This window comes from Dyella sp. S184 (genome assembly GCF_009766065.1).
GTDB lineage: Bacteria > Pseudomonadota > Gammaproteobacteria > Xanthomonadales > Rhodanobacteraceae > Rhodanobacter.
The window spans coordinates 264,541-279,900 of the sequence record NZ_LMUE01000003.1; the positions used below are offsets into that span (position 1 = coordinate 264,541).

Below are 15,360 nucleotides of genomic sequence, written 5' to 3' on the forward strand. Positions count from 1 at the left end.
TGTTTCAGGCCCCTGTTTCACTGATCTCATCATAAGGAGACGGTCAGACGATCCAGTTCCCGTCGATCGGGTAGTTGAAAATCGGGGTGAATGTCACGCCGACCGCCTCCATGTCCCTGCGCCCGTCGACGACCATTTCCTTCAGCCGGTCCAACTGTGCCGCATGCTCGTCGGAGTCCCAGACACTGACTTGCACGACCGAGCCCTTCGGCGAGACGCCCGCATAAAAGTGAATGAGGCCCGACAGCCGCCTGATGGCCGGGATTATGTACGCCGAGGTCTTCTTGCTCGCGGCGTCGACCTCGGCGAACCGGCTCGGCTCGAAGCTGGCGCGCGAGACGCGGACGACGGCGGTTGCGGGCAACGACTCGGTCAGGGTGATTCGTTCAGTCATGGCGATCCTTGATATCCAAGTGTGATATTTGCGAGTAAACCTGGACGACTCCTGCTTCGGCTTGCCGAGGCGCCCCTTCCATAATCGCTCGATCAAAGCAGGTCAAAGCCCGTTCCGGGTTAGCGTACACTTCGTCACCCGTTCACCCATCGCAGTATCGCGAACAGATCGACAAGCGGGCATCGACTGAAGCGCTTGGTTCGCGGTCGCTTTGCCTGGGACGGGGTCCGGCATCAGGGCGCCGGGAACGGCCAGTCCGGGAATCATGGGACCCCGGCAGCTGCCGTACTGCCAGGACGCTGGAGCGACCCATACATCTGAAGGACGGGGCGTCGATGAACCTGCCATCGCATGAAACCAGAACCGCCGCATCGCGGGGCGAGCCCCAGGGCCTGAATCAGGCGACCGATGTGCCGCCGTTTCACGGGTCCTATCTGGGCGCCTACAGCATCGTCTTCTTTTCGGCCTGGGTGTCCGTTTGCTCCGTTGCTCCGGAATTCATCTGGCAAGGATTGCTCACCGTCATCCATCACTTCAGCTGGGTTACCGCAGGGGATGTGCTGCTGGTGGGTGCGGTCGTGGCCTTTTTCGTGGAGCCGCTTGCCGAACGACTGCGGGCCATGCGCCTGCATGTTGCGCACAAGCACCGAAGTCCCGCACACGCCACGTTCGCCGCCTTCGGCTTTGCTGTGTTGGCCGTCTGCGTGCATGAAGCGATCACCAGTTTCGTCTCCACGTCGTATGCGGACAATCGTGGGGAGTTCAGTCTGTTCGTCGCGCTGTCGGACGTTTTCCAGTGGTCCAGCATTCCCTTCATGGTCACCGTCGCCTGGTTGTGCACGACACGAGCGCCGTGGATCCGCTGGACCACCTTGCTGCTCGCTTCGGGGATGGTGTTTTCGCTGGGTTTTATTTCCGAATGGTCCCTCCGGGACACGTTCACCACGGCGATTCCATGCGCATGCATCCTTTTTGCCGGATTCACCGTCATGCGCAGGCATCCGACCCAGCCTGCCTTGTCGCATTGCATGCGGCTGACCGCGATCATCGCATCCCTCTGGTTGGTCACCGCCGGGGTTGTCCAGCTGGCGCTTTCGCTGTTTGCGCCCAAGACCTGGTACGTCTACACCTGGATCGAGTACACCATCGATTTCCGTTTTTACCTGGGTTGGGTGATTGGTCTGGCCGTAGCGCCGCGGCCTGTGGCGCATCATTAGTGGCCCGACTTGACGGGGCGCGGCCGAGCGAATCAGAGCGGGTCCGAATCAACGCGGGTCAGAGCCCGCTCCGCAAGGCGCGGGCGCATCCGTGCGGGACGCGATTTAACTTCCTCCGCCCCGGTTTGGGAGCCTCTGTTCTTCGACCTGATCGAAGACGTCCCGCACGGCAAGAGCTGCGTTGAAGATGGCCTCCCCCAGCGTCGATACGCTCTGGGGGTGCAAGGCATCCGCACTGCAGATCGTGACCATGTCTCCATTGGCAGTGATCGTCCGGAGCAGACTGTTGAGCTCGTCGATCTGGTCGATGGTGACTCCGAAAACAAGGCGATCGTGCGTCATGGCGTCCCTCCTCCGGCGATATCGCGAACACAGCCGTCCGCACCACAAATATATCCCTTTTTCAGATATTTGAAAAGCAGATATAGCGTCGTGTCAGCCTTCACGGATCGTCGTCATGCCCGCCAAGTCCATACACAAGACCGAGTACTTGGTGCTACTGCGCCGCCTGCGCGCACTTCGCACAGCGGCCGGTCTGACCCAAGTCGACCTGAGCGCGGCATTGCAGCGTCCTCAGTCCTATGTCAGCGACGTCGAACGTGGTTCACGTCGGATGGACCTGCTGCAGTTGCGGGAACTCTGCAATGCCTGCGGGCAATCACTGAGCGAGTTCGTCGATGAATTCGAGCAGGAGTTGGGACACGCAAAACCTAGCCGCAGGCCGCCAAAGCGACCGTCCTGATAGATGAACCCGGACCAGATCACTCTGATACCTTTATTTCGTCAAGAATTATCCCTGACATTTTTCGGCGATGCGCTTACTGGCCACAGCAATCACATCCCCCACTGCTCCACCCAGAGGAAATTCGCGCTGGAGTCGAGCCAGTCTTTCGCCGTATTCCGCAGCGACATCAGGCTTCCGCGTCGACTCGCGATCAATAGCACTCAGCAGGAGAAGTCGCATTCGTGCATTCGCGGGCATTTGCAACGAAAGATGCAGCAGGTTGTTGAAGATGCTTCGCTCTGCGTAGAGGAAATTTTCTGGCACGTCATCCAACAACGAACATGACACTGCCAGTGACTGTTCCATGGCAACGGTGAAGTGGGCTAGCCACGCGACATCGGGCGACTCAAGACCTGGCGGTATCTCGGTCGATACCACGCCGGGCACCGAGGCCAACTGCTTTAACAATGTCGTTTCCATCTGCGCGATCTGCTGCGCGGATGGATTCTGTTCGTCGGCTTCGCATGTCCACGTTGAGAGAACCCGCCCGTCAACCGTCTGTACAAGCTCGAACTTCACCTGCCACGGTGACTGGGTCGCATCAATGTGAGTAAACACCACGTAGTCGTTACCCTCTATGACCGTCGAGAGCTGCGCCGCCTCCCAAGGGCCACCGGCCAAGATGAAGCCTCCTTTAGGCGACCATGGCTGGAGATAGGCCACCTTTGTATCGGACCGGAGCAGAGTCTGTTCGGCTAAGTACATCGGCAGCCCTCTGGAGAAACGGCCGAGTGCATCGGTCTTCTCGAGCGTAATCTGTTGTTGCTCCGTTGAAATTGCCTTCGCACAGCTTCCTGCCATGAACGCTAGATACGGCGCGTTATCCGGCTTTGGCGCCAGAAGGGCTGCAAACCCGAGCGCCTCACGGACCCAGATCGGGTCCTCAAGCTTGAGCATGCCAAAAGTGAAAGTCGGTGCATCGGAAACGGGCCCATAGTGCTTCTCTGCCTTGTCAATCTCGCCGTCCCAAAAGGCTAGGTGTTGTTCCCAATCCACGCGTTGCTGACGGTGAAGCTGCCCCAGGATTGCACGCGCTTCCTTGGTGTGGCCAAGGTCGATATTTGCCTTGATCAGGTTATTGCCCACATCGAGACCATGAAGTTTTGCATCAAACAACGGCGACACGAGCGTGAGCATGGCCTGCAAGTGTCCATGAATACCGAGATCACCACTGATCTGCCGCAGCGCATCCGTCGGCATGGGCGTCACGCGTTCCGCGGCCTGATGGTAGTACGCCAGTGCGGCATCAAGGCCCTTGGCTTTCAATGCATCGCGTGCCAGCCAGATCTGGGGGCGCCATGCGTGAGGAAGCTTTGAAGCGCGAACAAAGGCATCGTGTTTTGCCTGTTCGCCGCCGCGCTCGCCCTGCAACGCGACGTACCAAAGCAATCCGTTGTCCTGATTGGGGTCAATCTCGATGGCATGCCACAGGGTCGCGTCAGCGCGCTCTTGTTCTCCAAGCCCGCCATAGGCCTTTGCGAGATTTGTAAGAAGCGAGCCTTCTTCGCCATGAAGTTCGCGTGCTGCCTCCAGCACGTCACGCGCCTCGGTGTAGCGTTTGAGCTGAAGCAGCGTAACGCCAAGAATGACGGCGCCGCGCTGCCCATTCTGATCGATTTGATGCAACCGCCGCGCGGGCTCCAGCGCCTCTTCACAAAAGCCGTTGCGCAGTGCGTCCGTAATCATGGAGACCAGCACATCAGGTTTGTCGCGGTTAAGCTCGAAGTTCTTAGGAAGTATCTCGGTGCGCCATTGCTCCCGAGTGACCTGAAACGAGCGGCCGTAGGCATCAGCGATGGTGATGGTTGCAGGCACGTTTATATTTTCGGATGACGCAGCTTTCGAAGTTACCGCAGATACCTCCACCTTCGGCTGGTCATTGGATGCATCCTGCTTACGGCCAAGAAACTTATCCAGAATCCCCATGCATCCCTACCCCTATCGATCAAGAAATCGTTCAGTCAACACTGCCAAGAAATGACTCCGCCCCTTTGCTTAGCCGAGGGCATTTAACTTCCCCGTCCAGGTTTCGAGGTAATTACCCCGAATTAATTACCTCCGTCCCCTTGCTCCGGTTTCGCGGTTGCGAGTGCCTCTTACCTTACCCATACCTGCTCGGGGTGGCAGGTTCCTGCACACACCAATAGATCATGATTGCCCAACCTATCAATGGGATGAACCCGATCAGCTGCCACCATCCGCTACGATCAATGTCGTGAAGTCGGCGCGCGCTAACCGCGAGGTAGGGCAGCAGCGTGCCGAGAGCAACCAGAGTGGCGGCGGTATCGCCGATGATTTGTGCACCCATGCTAATGAGCAAGACAAACAAGCTCCACCACCAGAACTCGGACCTCGATGCTCGGCCGTCAAAATCCGCGTACATCCTGAAACAGGTTTGTATGGATTCAATGAAAGTCATCGAACGCTATTCCTTGAGTCGCGTAAGTAGTACCGATATTTCGAAGCGACCTTGTACGGCCGAAATGAGGCCAACAACCTAAAATTGTTTTTGGCACCTCTTTTGAAGCCGAGCCCTAGGGACTTAACTTCCTCCGTCCTTTTTTCGTCGGTTAGTGCCCGATTCTTTTTGCTTTGCTAGGCAACGTTCGTGTGACTGGGAGATGCAACTGTTACTGGGTGAGCATCAGGCGCGCGTTCCTCCGCATTATGTTGGCTCGTTCAGCGACTGACTTTTCAAGCAGAACTTCTCCAGCATTCGAGAACGCGACGAAGGTCATAGGCGGGATTTTACGACCCAGGGTAACCATCAGACGCCCCAGAAGTGCGGCTGCGCGGTCATTGTCCACAAACTCGCCGCGTAGGCACCTACGGATTCCCCGCACGACTTGGTCAGCGATTTGTACGCCGGGATGTTGCTTAGAGTCCACAAATCTCATGTGCTCCCGCCAAAGCGCGCTTTTGATGGCCTGCACCTCACCTCCCTTTTTCGGAGCCGGAAACCAATAAGGACGATTGTCGTCCTTGCCATGGAATCGAAAGAAGTGCGAATAATCCCCCTCCCGAAGCGTAATCATTGGGTCGGCCACTGACATGGATTGCAAAAGCGTTCCGAGCACGTCAGAAAATGTCGCCTCAAAGCGATTCTTTGCAATATCCTTCTGATCGAAGTTCCAGCGAAACGTACCCAACGTGGCCGGAACGCGCTGCGAATAGTAGAGCGTCGACTTTTTGATAGTTTCCCAAGCCAAAAGACACCGACACAGAAGCTCGATGTAGTTTTGATTAGAAAGCGCGCGTATATCGATTGCAGATTTGGCAACCATCGCTTTGCCTTCCGGATGAATCATCTGCGGAATCCAGTCATCGATTTTCTTCGCCTGACCTTCTTTGTGGGTTGGTACATCGACATTCATTGAGGCATCTGTGGCAAGGGCCACGACGAACGCATCGACATCCGCAAGAGCTTCCAGAAGACGAAAGTAATCGGCTTCGCTTATCTCCCCTTTAACTTCATCCGACGCAGTTCTGTTTATGCTCAGCTTGAACGCACGTAGCGTCTCTTCGGCGCGCCGTTTACTCGCTTCTGGCACAACATACGCTGCCACGACGCAGTAGCTTCCCGGATCTGTCGTAGCCGCAAACGTCCCAGATTCATCTAAGTAGATGTGCAATTTCAGCGCCTCTCACCATAATTGCCGTGTCTTCCAGATGAGCGAGGGAGAGCTACTCCGTGACTTCCGTCACGCGATTTTCACTATTGCGCAGACCTGTTGCGCGATGCGTTTTGCATCTTCGTCACCGTTCATGGTTTCCTCGGAGCTCGACTTATGCGTCATATTCCATGACTGCTGTTCTGAGTCGGTAGGACCATAAACATTTAGGCATCAAGCATCTTTTTCCTGGCAGCTTCCAGCGCCGACGGTCAACGAACGGAGGCAGGCCCACTTACGAATCCACGATAAGTGGGCCTGGCCCCGTTTTGGTGTTTGCGTCAGCAATTGTCTCCGACACCTTTTTGCAGCTCGCGGCTCAGCTCACCGAGAGAGCACTGACTTACTACAGCTCATCCGGCTTGAACGAATACCCGTGCCTCTTCCAACCCGACGCGATGCCCAAGTCGTAGCCGTAGACCAGAGTCACCACGACGACATCCTCGTTGGCGATATTCGGGTCGGCTTTCGCCATCAGCTGTGCGATGCGTCTGGCCATGTCGCCATCGTCAGTCAGCGGCGCATCCAGCCGCAGCGACGACTGCAGGGAGTGTGTGGTGTTGCCGCCATTGAACGATGACCACCCGCGTACGACTTGCGCCGTCATCACGTGGGGTTGGGTGGACAACGTCTGGTACAGCGGCAAGATACCCGCGAAAGTCTGGGTCTGCGTGAATCGACTTGCTACCGCTGGCGCGCTCAGGGCGATAACAGCGAGCAGGGCCACCACGACGATATGCCCACGCCACATGATGGGAAACGGCACTGGCTGTGTCGCACGATCGAAACGCTCCACGTACGAGCCCACCGCCAGGTCGTGCAGGGACTGCCGCGTGCGGCGATTGAATATGTAGAGGTAGATGATGGCGAAGATGCCACCGAATACGACAAGGGCGAGCAGATAACCCAGCGGTGTCGACATGGCCAGCTTGGGATCAAGCGGCAGGTTATTCGCAAAGAACGGAATTCCCAGCACGACGTAGCGCAGCAGCGAGCGCGGCAATGACAGTAACTGGTCGTGGGCATCGACGACCCGCACACCAAGCCAGCGCTTGCCCAACGTCTGTCCGCCGCCGATGCGGCTGTTGCAGATGCCGAAATAGGCCAGCGCAATCACAAAGCCGATCAGCTTCGCATAGGCGCCCATGCGCGCGAACGTATCGAAAAGCAGCGCGCCTAGAATCCAGCCGACAATACCGAGCAGAATCAGATCGATCACGAAAGCGCCTAGACGGCGCCAAAAGCCGGCAATCTCCCGATCCGGCCAACCTTCCCCATGCAATGCGTCCATGTAATTCCCCCTGAAGTCAGGACATCTTGCCGCAAGAGCCATCGGGAGGCGAGGTGCGCTGCGATATGAGCAAATTCCGTCGTCCAACAAAAAGCCGCCACAGGCGGCCTTTTGCAAAGAGCACAGAACTTATCCCGTACTACATATCCCTCCGAAACTCCCCACCCATCTACCACCACAAACCCCGAGCCGTCGTCGCCAACTGCCTCAGCCTGCCCCACCCGGCGCAGGCAAAGTCAGCTCGAAGACGCAGCCTCCACCCACCCGCGGCAGACAGTGCACGCTGCCATGGTGCCGGTCGGCGATCTGCCTGACCAGGGCCAGCCCCAGTCCCCAGCCGCTACCGGTTTCCGCGGTATTGGCGGGGCGGTAGAACGGCTCGAAGATGCGTTCGCGCTCGGCTTCGGCGATGCCCGGCCCGCGATCGCCGACCAGCAGGATGCGCTGGCCGTGGTCGCCGATGCCCAGGTGGGCATCCACGCCCTGGCCGCCGTATTTCAGGGCGTTTTCGAGCAGGTTGCGGATCAGCCGGCGCAACAGCCGCCCATCGCCGCGAACTTCCGCGGGGACGACCTCGAACGCGATGTCGAGTCGCGAGCTCTCTTCCGCCACCAGCGCGGCCAGATCCACCGGGTCCTGCGGCGGCGCGGTCGTGACGGTGTCCAGTTTGCTGGACAGCAGGATCTCCTCGATCTGCTCGCCGATCTCGGCGCAGTCCTGGCGCATGCCATGCAGCAACTCGGCGCGCGGTGCCGTCTCGTACAGTTCCAGCGCCAGCCGCACGCGCGCCAGCGGCGAGCGCAGCTCGTGCGACGCGTTGACCAGCATGCGGCTGTGCGCTTCGAGCAGGCTCGCGACGCGGTCGGCCATGCTATTAAAGCTGGCCGCCAGACTCGACACTTCGTCCTGACCGGCTACCGGAGCGCGCACGCTTAGGTCACCACCGCCGAAACGATCGACATCGCTGGCGAGCGCCTCGAGCCGCCGGGTCAGCCGGCGCACCACCGGATACGTGCCTAGTGCGACGGCCAGCGCAATCAAGCCGATCAGGGCGAGTCCACCCAGATGCATTTGCAGCGAGTCCGTATGGGTGCGAGCAACGACCACGCGACCGTCGTCCAGCTTGATCAGCTGGGCCGCGAACATGCCGTGACCCGGTTTGCTCTGCGCGATTGCGGCGGGGTTGCCGATCCCGGCCTGATTGCCTGCGCTCGCCAGGCGGACTCCCTGCCGGTCATACAGAGCCAACCCTTCGATCGGCGGCACTACCAACCCGGCCAGCGACGTCTGCAACGCGTCGACCGAGCCCCCTGCTGGCAGCGCCTTGCCGATCAGCGCCGCCATGAAGCGGTCGTGATCCACGTTGGCGGCGCGCTCGGCAGTGAATTGCCACAACACCCCGAAGAGGATGACCACCACCACCAGCGAGGCCAGGGTGGTCAGGTAGATGCGTACGTACAGGCGCTGGATCACAGCGGCGCTCCATCGTCCTGCACCCGGGTGAACAGGTAGCCGACCCCGCGCAGGGTGAGGATGCGCTTGGGCTGCTTGGGCTGATCCTCGATCGCGGCGCGGATATTGGAGATATGCACGTCGATGGTGCGGTCGAACGCATCCATCGCGCGCCCCGCTACGCAATCGAGCAGCTGGTTGCGGCTGACCACGCGGCCGGCGCGCTCGGCCAGCGCCAGCAGGATGTCGAACTGATAGCTGGTGAGGTTGCGGCACTGCCCATCCAGGCGAACCTGGCGCGCCTCGCGGTCGATCTCCAGCCGACCGAAGCGCAGGATCGGATTGACCAGCGCAGTACCGCGACGCAGCACGGTGCGCAGCCGGGCCAGCAGTTCGCGCGGGTCGAACGGTTTGGGCAGGTAGTCGTCCGCACCCAGTTCGAGGCCGACCACGCGATCGGTGGCTTCGCCGCGCGCGGTGAGCATGATGATCGGCACGCCGGTGGATTCGCGCAGCTGGGTGCACACGTCCAGGCCGCTCGCATCGGGCAGCATCAGGTCGAGGATGATCGCGTCGGGCGGCGCGCGCCGCTGCTCGGCCAGCGCAGCGCTGGCGGTGTGCCGCGAGGTCACCTGGTAGCCGCTCTGCGACAGGTATTGTTCCAGCATCCCGCACAGGCGCTCGTCGTCGTCGATGATCAGGATGCGTTGGGACACGGCTTGGCTCACTGGATGGCGGATGCAGCTGCCGCCCGTGCATGGCGGCAGCTGCGGATCATGGGGCGACGCGTTACATGGCGTGATGATGCGCCATGTGCGAGTCCATCATCTGGTCGATCTCGGCGCCCAGTTTCACACGTTGCGCGGGTGTCAGGATGTGCGCGACGGCCACTGCGGTATCCGACAGGCGATGGCTGGCCGACAGGGCCAGACGATCCTGCTCGGTGCGCAGCGTCGCGATGGCCGCATCGTCGATCGGGTCGGCGGCGAGCAGTGCCTTCAGGCGGCCGAAGGAGGTGTGGTAGTTCTCCATGTCGGCGTGTTCGGCCGTCATCGCCTGCTTCATGAGGGCGTGGATCTGCTGCTTCTGCGCATCGCTGGCACCGGCCTCGGTCAGCACCTTGTCGAAATGGGCGTGCAGTTCTTCCGGCGACTGGGCGCCGCCATGCATATGCTGGAAGAAGGAGCTGCCATTGTCGGTGGTGCTTGCACCGACCGCGCGCGCCAGGTTCGGCACAGTCAGATATACGGCGGTCGAGCCGACGGCGAGTGCGGCAACCAGCGCGAAGCTGCGCAGCAGCGTGGCCTTCCAGTGCGGGCTACGGGATGAGGCTGGGGTCAATGCGGTTGTTGTCGTGTTTTTCATGACGGGTACCTGTAGTGGAATATGGGGAATGGCCGCGACCATCTGATCCGCGGACAGGTACAGCGTGGCCGGCGCTTGTTCAGCCCGGACAAGCGCCTTGTAAAGATTTATTTAGAAGCCACGCGGCATCGCCGCGACCCGCGTAGCTTGCGCGGTCGGTTTGCAAATCTTTACCTGACCCAGACATTCCCCAAAGACGCTGCCGCTAGCTTGTCGGCCAGCATGGCGATCCCCGACATGCACCGCCCATAGGAATGATTGCGATGCACCACGATGCCGCGACACCCACTGACCCGTCCCAGCAGCGCACACGCACCGCGGGAATCGCCATAGCAGCAGCCACCATCATCTCGACGATTTTCGTCGCGCTCGATCACAGCGGTGGCGGCAACAATCCGCTGGAAATCATGCAAGGCATCGCCAGGCTGCAGGGATTGAAGGAACTGGTGCATGCCGTGGCCATCGCCAGCGTGTGCGCCTTCGCGTTCGGCTATGCCACGCTGGCACGACGACTGGGACTGCACCGGCCGCTGGTACTGGCGGGCCTGACCACCTACCTGATCGGCTGCATCGCCATGATCGGCGCGACGATCACGGACGGCTTCGTGACCACGCATATCGCGATGGATGCGATCACCGCCACGCCCGAGCGCGTCGCCTTTGCCTACAACCTGATCCGCTACGCCGGCGTTGCGCTCAACGACATGGCGAAGCTGGGCTGGCTGCTGCAAGCCGTCGGCACGCTGGCCTGGTCGGCTGCACTGGTGCAGGAGCGCGGATTCCATCGCACAGCCGGCGTGGTCGGCGTGCTGTCGAGCCTGCTGGTCATCGCCCTGATCGCCGGGTCGGCAACGTACATGACCATGACTTCCCTGCTCAGCGTGCTGGTGGCGCAATTGGTCTGGAATGTCGCGGCAGCTGTGCTTCTCGTGCGCAAGCCGGCTAACGCTGGAGCACTCTCGCGGCAGGCAGACCGCGACGCGGCCATGCAGACAATGGCGTGAGCCGATGACGCATGGCTCGACGGTGATGACCGTTCAATAAAAAAGCCCGCCTGTCGGCGGGCTTTTTTATTACGGAGCAGGACGCAGGCTTGCTCGTCGTGATCTGTACGTTGCTCAAGCTGCTTCGGCGTTGTTCCGCAATCCGCCGGACTCATGCAGATGTCGATGCAATGATTCGGCACTCAAGTCGAATCCGTTGGGCCACGCAAGTGCACCCAGCTCGATGAAGTAGCGCGAGAAAAATTGCGGATCACTCAATGGTGCGGTCATCTCGGTGGCCGCTTCGACGAAGGGCGTGAAGTCGTACACGCCCATGGTGTTATCAGAGAAACGCAAAAGCAGCCGGTAGCCACCTTTCGACTCGATCGATTTCAGCTTAATCATTGTCGGCTTCCGGAATTCGGCTCAGCGGCTGCAGAAACTCTGCACGAGCCCAATTCTGCTACAGCGTCACCTGCCCCTCACCCCTGCCCCCCGGCGGGGAGAGGGTTCAAGTGGATCGCTTACATGTTGCGACGGTATTCGCCGCCGACGTCATACAACGCATGACTGATCTGCCCCAGCGAGTTGTACTTCACCGCCTCGATCAGCTGCTCGAACACATTGCGCCGATCGCGTGCTGTCACCTGCAGCACCTTGAGGCTGTCTGAGGCCAGCGCATTGCGCGCCTCGCCGTAGCGCTTCACGTTGGCGATCTGCTGGCCCTTTTCTTCTTCGGTGGAGCGGATCAGTTCGATCTCGGTCGCGATCTCGCCGCCATGATCCTTCGGCAGGAAGGTGTTGACGCCGATCAGCGGCAGCGAGCCGTCGTGCTTCTTGTGCTCGTAGTACATCGACTCTTCCTGGATCTTGCCGCGCTGGTACATGGTGTCCATCGCGCCGAGCACGCCGCCGCGCTCGCTGATCGCCTCGAACTCCTTGTACACGGCTTCTTCCACCAGGTCGGTGAGCACGTCGACGACGTAGCTGCCCTGCCACGGGTTCTCGTTGAAGTTGAGGCCAAGTTCCTTGTTGATGATCATCTGGATCGCCACCGCGCGGCGCACGCTTTCTTCGGTCGGCGTGGTGATCGCTTCGTCGTAGGCGTTGGTGTGCAGGCTGTTGCAGTTGTCGAACAGCGCGTACATCGCCTGCAGCGTGGTGCGGATGTCGTTGAACTGGATTTCCTGCGCGTGCAGCGAGCGGCCGGAGGTCTGAATGTGGTACTTCATCATCTGGCTGCGGCTGCTTGCGCCGTAGCGCTCGCGCATGGCGCGCGCCCAGATGCGGCGGGCGACACGGCCAATGACGGTGTACTCCGGGTCCATGCCGTTGGAGAAGAAGAAGCTCAAGTTTGGCGCGAAGTCGTCCACGCTCATGCCGCGTGCGAGGTAGTACTCGACGATGGTGAAGCCGTTGCTCAGGGTGAAGGCGAGCTGGCTGATCGGGTTGGCGCCCGCTTCGGCGATGTGATAACCGGAGATCGACACCGAGTAGAAGTTGCGCACCTTGTTGTCGACGAAGTACTGCTGGATGTCGCCCATCATGCGCAGCGCGAATTCGGTGCTGAAGATGCAGGTGTTCTGCGCCTGGTCTTCCTTGAAGATGTCGGCCTGCACGGTGCCGCGCACTGCCTGCAGGGTTTCCGTCTTGATGCGCGCGTAGGTTTCCGCATCGACCAGCTCGTCGCCGGAGACGCCGAGCAGGCCCAGGCCCAGCCCTTCGTTACCCTTGGGCAGTTCGCCGTGGTACTGCGGGCGCTGCACGTTCTTGTAGATCGCGGCGATCTTCTTTTCGGCGGCGGCCCAGCGGGTCTCGTCTGCGCGCAGGTACTTCTCGACGTTCTGGTCGATCGCGGTGTTCATGAACATCGCCAGGATCATCGGCGCGGGGCCGTTGATGGTCATGGAGACGGAGGTGCTGGGCGCGCTGAGGTCGAAGCCGGAGTACAGCTTCTTCATGTCGTCCAGGGTGGCGATGTTGACGCCGGAGTTGCCGATCTTGCCGTAGATGTCCGGGCGCGGCGCGGGGTCTTCGCCGTACAGCGTGACCGAGTCGAACGCGGTGGACAGGCGCGTCGCGGCGCCGCCCTGGCTGAGGTAATGGAAGCGGCGGTTGGTGCGCTCGGGCGTGCCCTCGCCGGCGAACATGCGGGTGGGATCCTCGCCACTGCGGCGGTACGGATACACGCCACCGGTGTACGGGTAATGGCCCGGCAGGTTCTCGCGGCCGAGGAAGCTGACCAGCTCGCCCCAGTCCTTCGACTTCGGCGGCGCCACTTTCGGAATCTTCTGGTGGCTGAGCGAGTCACGGTAGTTCTCGACGCGGATGACCTTGTCGCGCACCTTGTATTCGTTGACATCGGCGGTGACCGACTTGTACAGCGCCGGCCATTCGCGTAGCTGGTGGATGGCTTCGTGGCTGAGTTCCTTGAGGGCGGCGTTGTAGCGTTGGCGGAGAAGTAGGAGGGAGCGGTCTACGACATGCTCGGCATATGCCGCCTCGCCATGCACTTGCCCGGCCCCCACATGCTCGTCATTCCGGCGAAGGCCGGAATCGCTCTTTGCCACTGCCTGCCCGGCCTGGGTGTTGTGTGCTTCGTGTGCGGCAGGTGATGCGATCCCGGCCTTCGCCGGGATGACGGACTGGGGGATTGAGGCGTTTGCGGGAGTGACGGCATTTGGGGTGACGGGCGGATGCAAGTCAGCGTTGCGGTACAGCTCCAGCGGACGCGGCAGCTGCGGATCACCAAGCTCCTTCAGCGCCTCGTAGTAGTGCTGCGCCTTGCTGGCGTACACGGCCTGGTGCTCGATGCCGCTGTTGATGCTGCGGCCCTGCTCGGCGATCTCGGCGAGGTAGCGCACGCGGCTGCCGGGGATCAGTACGGTAGCGCGCGGCGACTTCAGCGTGGTGTCGAGTTGCGGCGACCATTTCTCTTCCGGCAGCTTGAGCTTGTCGCGCATCAGGCGGCACAGGTTCGAGAACATCCAGGTGACGCCCGGATCATTGAACTGGCTGGCGATGGTGGGATACACCGGCACGTCTTCGTCTTTCAGGGTGAAGGCGGTGCGGTTGCGCTTCCATTGTTTGCGCACGTCGCGCAGCGCGTCTTCGGCACCGCGCTTGTCGAACTTGTTGAGCACCACGAGCTCGGCGAAGTCGATCATGTCGATCTTCTCGAGCTGGCTGGCGGCGCCGTATTCGCTGGTCATCACGTAGACCGGGAAATCGACCAGATCGACGATCTCCGAATCGCTCTGGCCGATGCCGGCGGTCTCGACGATGACGAGGTCGTACGGCTGGCTCTTCAGGAAATCAATGCAGTCGTGCAGCACGATGCTGGTGGCGGCGTGCTGGCGGCGCGTGGCCATCGAGCGCATGTAGACGCGATGGCTGCGCAGCGAATTCATGCGGATGCGATCGCCGAGCAACGCGCCACCGGAGCGGCGACGCGTGGGATCGACCGCGAGCACGGCGATGCGCATCTGCGGGAATGCGTGCAGGAAGCGCAGCAGCAACTCGTCCACCACCGACGACTTGCCGGCGCCGCCAGTGCCGGTGAGGCCGAGCACGGGCGTGTGCTTGCCGGCGAGCTTCCACTGCTTGCGCTGGTGTTCCAACTCGGTATCGGACAGCTTGCCTTCCTCGATTGCCGAGAGCATGTGGCCGATCGAGATTTCGTCGTCGATGTCGACCTTGGGCACGGCAGTGGTTTCGGCCTCGGCGCGCTTCGTAGCGGCCGAACCGGCGCGATGCATCACGTCCTCGATCATCTCGGTGAGGCCGAGCTTCATGCCGTCGTTCGGGTGATAGATGCGCTCGACGCCGTAGGCCTGCAGCTCCTTGATCTCTTCCGGCGTGATGGTGCCGCCGCCGCCGCCGAACACGCGGATGTGGCCGGCGCCGCGTTCCTTCAGCATGTCCACCATGTACTTGAAGTACTCGACGTGACCGCCCTGGTAGGACGACAGCGCGATCGCGTCGGCGTCTTCTTGCAACGCGGCGCGCACCACGTCTTCCACCGAGCGGTTGTGGCCGAGGTGGATCACCTCCGCGCCCTGCGACTGGATGATGCGGCGCATGATGTTGATCGCCGCGTCGTGACCATCGAACAGGCTGGCAGCAGTGACAAAGCGCAGCGGCGTGGCTTCAGCCTGCGTGGCGCCGGCGGGGACGTGCTTGGCGGGGGAACTCATGGCAACT

The 15,360-nt window shown here is 60.9% G+C and carries 14 protein-coding genes; 3 read left to right on the top strand and 11 right to left on the bottom strand.

From position 1 onward, the window contains the following. Window positions 1-43: 43 nt before the first annotated feature. Window positions 44-394: a hypothetical protein gene (locus tag GSQ75_RS08735; protein ID WP_158754168.1), complete on the bottom strand. Its 351-nt coding sequence runs from the start codon at window positions 392-394 to the stop codon at window positions 44-46. Window positions 395-729: 335 nt separating this feature from the next. Between GSQ75_RS08735 and GSQ75_RS08740 the strand changes: the two genes are divergently transcribed. Then, entirely contained in the window at window positions 730-1,611 is an 882-nt protein-coding gene (locus GSQ75_RS08740) for a hypothetical protein (protein WP_158754169.1), read from the top strand. 105 nt (window positions 1,612-1,716) lie between these two features. Here the strand turns inward: GSQ75_RS08740 and GSQ75_RS08745 are convergent, their stop codons facing one another. After that, window positions 1,717-1,953: a hypothetical protein gene (locus GSQ75_RS08745; RefSeq protein WP_158754170.1), complete on the bottom strand. Its 237-nt coding sequence runs from the start codon at window positions 1,951-1,953 to the stop codon at window positions 1,717-1,719. 115 nt (window positions 1,954-2,068) lie between these two features. Here GSQ75_RS08745 and GSQ75_RS08750 point away from each other — a divergent pair, with 115 nt between their 5' ends. Then, the gene (locus GSQ75_RS08750) at window positions 2,069-2,353 is read left to right on the top strand and encodes a helix-turn-helix transcriptional regulator (protein ID WP_158754171.1); all 285 of its coding nucleotides are present in this window, start codon (window positions 2,069-2,071) and stop codon (window positions 2,351-2,353) included. A 48-nt stretch (window positions 2,354-2,401) separates the two neighbouring features. On the opposite strand, the gene GSQ75_RS08755 is transcribed toward GSQ75_RS08750, so the two are convergent. The 7 genes from GSQ75_RS08755 to GSQ75_RS08785 form a co-directional block, all read right to left on the bottom strand. Next, window positions 2,402-4,321: a hypothetical protein gene (locus GSQ75_RS08755; RefSeq protein ID WP_158754172.1), complete on the bottom strand. Its 1,920-nt coding sequence runs from the start codon at window positions 4,319-4,321 to the stop codon at window positions 2,402-2,404. A 175-nt stretch (window positions 4,322-4,496) separates the two neighbouring features. Further along, window positions 4,497-4,814: a DUF805 domain-containing protein gene (locus GSQ75_RS08760; RefSeq protein ID WP_158754173.1), complete on the bottom strand. Its 318-nt coding sequence runs from the start codon at window positions 4,812-4,814 to the stop codon at window positions 4,497-4,499. A 211-nt stretch (window positions 4,815-5,025) separates the two neighbouring features. Then, the gene (locus tag GSQ75_RS08765) at window positions 5,026-6,027 is read right to left on the bottom strand and encodes a DUF3800 domain-containing protein (protein ID WP_158754174.1); all 1,002 of its coding nucleotides are present in this window, start codon (window positions 6,025-6,027) and stop codon (window positions 5,026-5,028) included. Window positions 6,028-6,412: 385 nt separating this feature from the next. Further along, window positions 6,413-7,399, bottom strand: coding sequence for an RDD family protein (locus GSQ75_RS08770; protein WP_343160918.1), 987 nt, complete (start codon window positions 7,397-7,399; stop codon window positions 6,413-6,415). A gap of 165 nt (window positions 7,400-7,564) precedes the next feature. Next, window positions 7,565-8,830, bottom strand: coding sequence for an ATP-binding protein (locus GSQ75_RS08775; RefSeq protein ID WP_158754176.1), 1,266 nt, complete (start codon window positions 8,828-8,830; stop codon window positions 7,565-7,567). Continuing rightward, window positions 8,827-9,525 carry a response regulator transcription factor gene (locus GSQ75_RS08780; RefSeq protein ID WP_158754177.1) on the bottom strand — a complete coding sequence of 233 codons (699 nt, stop codon included), beginning with the start codon at window positions 9,523-9,525 and terminating at the stop codon, window positions 8,827-8,829. The genes GSQ75_RS08775 and GSQ75_RS08780 overlap by 4 nt, the downstream gene beginning before the upstream one ends. Window positions 9,526-9,598: 73 nt before the next feature. Further along, on the bottom strand, window positions 9,599-10,174 hold the full coding sequence (locus tag GSQ75_RS08785; protein ID WP_158754178.1) for a Spy/CpxP family protein refolding chaperone: 576 nt from the start codon (window positions 10,172-10,174) through the stop codon (window positions 9,599-9,601). Window positions 10,175-10,437: 263 nt separating this feature from the next. Here GSQ75_RS08785 and GSQ75_RS08790 point away from each other — a divergent pair, with 263 nt between their 5' ends. Next, a complete protein-coding gene (locus tag GSQ75_RS08790) occupies window positions 10,438-11,178 on the top strand; it encodes a hypothetical protein (protein WP_158754179.1) in 741 nt (246 codons plus the stop codon). Between the two features lie 114 nt (window positions 11,179-11,292). Here the strand turns inward: GSQ75_RS08790 and GSQ75_RS08795 are convergent, their stop codons facing one another. Both GSQ75_RS08795 and GSQ75_RS08800 read right to left on the bottom strand, forming a co-directional pair. Next, complete coding sequence (locus GSQ75_RS08795) at window positions 11,293-11,562, bottom strand: DUF2442 domain-containing protein (RefSeq protein WP_158754180.1); 270 nt, start codon at window positions 11,560-11,562, stop codon at window positions 11,293-11,295. Between the two features lie 119 nt (window positions 11,563-11,681). Continuing rightward, window positions 11,682-15,353 (bottom strand): methylmalonyl-CoA mutase family protein, encoded by a 3,672-nt coding sequence (locus tag GSQ75_RS08800; RefSeq protein WP_158754181.1) that lies wholly within the window; start codon window positions 15,351-15,353, stop codon window positions 11,682-11,684. Window positions 15,354-15,360 lie beyond the last annotated feature (7 nt).

What these genes read in the sequence shown, in the direction of transcription:
- GSQ75_RS08785 (WP_158754178.1), bottom strand. Translation starts at nt 10,174, where the DNA reads ATGAAAAACACGACAACAACCGCATTGACCCCAGCCTCATCCCGTAGC.
- GSQ75_RS08770 (WP_343160918.1), bottom strand. Translation starts at nt 7,399, where the DNA reads ATGGCTCTTGCGGCAAGATGTCCTGACTTCAGGGGGAATTACATGGAC.
- GSQ75_RS08800 (WP_158754181.1), bottom strand. Translation starts at nt 15,353, where the DNA reads ATGAGTTCCCCCGCCAAGCACGTCCCCGCCGGCGCCACGCAGGCTGAA.
- GSQ75_RS08760 (WP_158754173.1), bottom strand. Translation starts at nt 4,814, where the DNA reads ATGACTTTCATTGAATCCATACAAACCTGTTTCAGGATGTACGCGGAT.
- GSQ75_RS08750 (WP_158754171.1), top strand. Translation starts at nt 2,069, where the DNA reads ATGCCCGCCAAGTCCATACACAAGACCGAGTACTTGGTGCTACTGCGC.
- GSQ75_RS08790 (WP_158754179.1), top strand. Translation starts at nt 10,438, where the DNA reads ATGCACCACGATGCCGCGACACCCACTGACCCGTCCCAGCAGCGCACA.
- GSQ75_RS08755 (WP_158754172.1), bottom strand. Translation starts at nt 4,321, where the DNA reads ATGGGGATTCTGGATAAGTTTCTTGGCCGTAAGCAGGATGCATCCAAT.
- GSQ75_RS08795 (WP_158754180.1), bottom strand. Translation starts at nt 11,562, where the DNA reads ATGATTAAGCTGAAATCGATCGAGTCGAAAGGTGGCTACCGGCTGCTT.
- GSQ75_RS08740 (WP_158754169.1), top strand. Translation starts at nt 730, where the DNA reads ATGAACCTGCCATCGCATGAAACCAGAACCGCCGCATCGCGGGGCGAG.
- GSQ75_RS08735 (WP_158754168.1), bottom strand. Translation starts at nt 394, where the DNA reads ATGACTGAACGAATCACCCTGACCGAGTCGTTGCCCGCAACCGCCGTC.
- GSQ75_RS08745 (WP_158754170.1), bottom strand. Translation starts at nt 1,953, where the DNA reads ATGACGCACGATCGCCTTGTTTTCGGAGTCACCATCGACCAGATCGAC.